1 protein-coding gene, 2 tRNA genes and 1 rRNA gene are annotated in these 2274 nt (G+C 41.2%); all 4 read left to right on the top strand.

Going from position 1 to position 2274, the window contains the following annotated elements; genetic code table 11:
• Window positions 1-49: 49 nt before the first annotated feature.
• The 4 genes from AB4232_RS21145 to AB4232_RS21130 all read left to right on the top strand — a co-directional run bounded on the left by AB4232_RS21145 (window position 50) and on the right by AB4232_RS21130 (window position 1939).
• Window positions 50-126: transfer RNA gene (locus AB4232_RS21145), tRNA-Thr, on the top strand.
• 42 nt (window positions 127-168) lie between these two features.
• Window positions 169-284 (top strand): 5S ribosomal RNA (gene rrf / locus AB4232_RS21140).
• A gap of 30 nt (window positions 285-314) precedes the next feature.
• A tRNA-Asp gene (locus AB4232_RS21135) sits at window positions 315-391 on the top strand.
• Window positions 392-1543: 1152 nt separating this feature from the next.
• Window positions 1544-1939, top strand: a complete 396-nt coding sequence (locus tag AB4232_RS21130) for a DUF2391 family protein (RefSeq protein WP_009847710.1) — start codon at window positions 1544-1546, stop codon at window positions 1937-1939.
• The last annotated feature ends 335 nt before the right edge of the window (window positions 1940-2274 follow it).

Raw genomic sequence — 2274 nt, 5'->3', positions numbered from 1 at the left:
ATCGCCAGGCTTTAAATTTTTAGAGTCGTTTTTAAACGGTTCTAGAACTGCTGATATAGCTCAGCCCGGTAGAGCGCACCCTTGGTAAGGGTGAGGTCCCCAGTTCGAGTCTGGGTATCAGCACCACTATTTAGTTGATTTGATTTATCGAGTTAACAATAGAATTTGTTTGACGACCATAGCATTGTAGACCCACCTGATTCCATGCCGAACTCAGAAGTGAAACACAATAGCGCCGATGGTAGTGTGGGGTTTCCCCATGTGAGAGTAGGACATCGTCAGGCTTAAATTGCATTATGCTGAATAGACACTGCGGAGTGGTAGTTCAGTTGGTTAGAATACCGGCCTGTCACGCCGGGGGTCGCGGGTTCGAGTCCCGTCCACTCCGCCACTTATTAGAAAGCCTAGTCTTATGACTAGGCTTTCGTCGTTTCTGGATACGATAATTCTGTCTTCGATCAACGAGTCCCGGCCCGCCTGAGCACCCAAGCACTCCATCATTTATAAGAAGCCTCGGTAGAAATCGCGGGGCTTTTTTACATCTAAATTATAGTGTTCGCCCTTCCATTGAATGACTTTTACACAAGGTTTGCGCGTACCCCATGACTCCTAGTTAACGTGTCCCGTTATTCTGTTATTTATTAGAAAGTCTAACTCTACGATTAGAGTCTTTTTATTTGTATTTTCTACGCGAGTTGTTATTTGAAACGAGCATGCGTTTCACAAACGCACATAGCTTTAAGCTTAGCACTCAAATACTTTAGCTATGCGACGTTGTAAGTCAGGTTAATGAGACTGTTCTGACTCAGCTGTATCCATTCAATATCGAAGTTATATAAGCCTTACAACTCATCCTACGTGCCCTGCGTTTATAGATGTTTGCTTTACCAAGCGAGTGCACTTTAGTATTAGTTAACAGCCCTTCATCTACGATACCTGACTTCTGTTTTTATCTGTGAATCTAGAGGGTACTTCTGTTGTGTAATTAGGAATCGATCATGGATGTTTCTGCTAAGAGCGCTATAGCCCTTAATTAGGTGACTTCATCCTCTTGTTATGCATTAAGCTTAAACCACTCTTAATTGTATTGAACACCCTGTTTGAAAAGTATCTCAAAGGGGAAGTGGACTATATTTCAGGTTGAAGGAGAGAGTCGCTAGATTAAGGGCCCAAATTGGTGCCGGTGGGATACATATGCTAAGAAATAGAGAATTTCTCGTATTCGTGCAGTGATATTTATCATCCAATCAGATCGAGACTCTCTGGCTCTAGGTTCAGGTATCTTAGGAGATGTTTACCGGTCTCTTTTCTACTCTGATGTGTTTGTTGACTCGATATGAATTAGTTATGTTGACCACTTTACTCTGAACATATTGATTTCTTGCCGGTTAGTTCAAGCTATGTTTTGGCTATTGCGACTAATATGAAGCTAGAAGGGCGTTATTGTTCGCTTGGTAAGAATAGACTCAAAAAAATCATCGGGTGATATTTTAGTGATTATTTTAACAAATAGATAAAGCCTTAAAAGCTAATGGGGCGAACTATGAAATTAAGCTTTAACTTTGAAGATGCCAGTCAGATCTTTGTAGGATCTTTTGCTTTGGCTGTACCGATTTCTTTTTCCGAAGAAGCCTGGAAGTTAGGGGAGACTTTGCCTACTGCTAATCTGTTGCTGCTATTTTTATTATCAGCAGTGTTCTTAGGCTTTTATACTTATGAAAGTGTCTTTCAGAAAAATGTTGTTGCACGCATGCCGGTGTTTATTTTCAGAATTGTTATTGCTTATGCTATGACGGCGTTGGTAGTTGCTTTGGTACTGACATGTTTGGATAAATTGCCTCTATTAAGCGATCCAATAGTCTCGTTTAAACGTGTCATTGTTATATCAATGCCCGCGTCTATGGGGGCTATTATAGTGGATAGTTTCGATAAAGAGTGAAACTGTATATCACCCAGGTTAAGTCATCAACAGAGCCATTCTGGCGCTTAGTTGGTTCACTCTTAGATAACACAAGTAGCAAGCTCGCTAGAAAGGTTTCGACATGTCGTTGGGCGATTAAAGCTAAATCAAAAGAGTAAAGCCTAATTGTTTTACAAGAAAATTAAGACTGAGAGTTTCTGTACTGAATGAGCGATTAGAAAGGTGAGGGGGATGGAGGTACGCTAGGATCTTTAGATGCAAAAAAGCCGCATCAATGATGCGGCTTTCTTTAATATGGCTCCCCTTGCAAGACTTGAACTTGCGACATACGGATTAACAGTCCGCCGTTCTAC

It is taken from the genome of Vibrio sp. 10N.286.46.A8, from assembly GCF_041470165.1.
Taxonomy (GTDB): Bacteria; Pseudomonadota; Gammaproteobacteria; order Enterobacterales; family Vibrionaceae; genus Vibrio; species Vibrio tasmaniensis_A.
The sequence above is the reverse complement of the archived record's forward strand: the minus strand, read 5'-3'. Positions and strand labels throughout refer to the sequence as shown.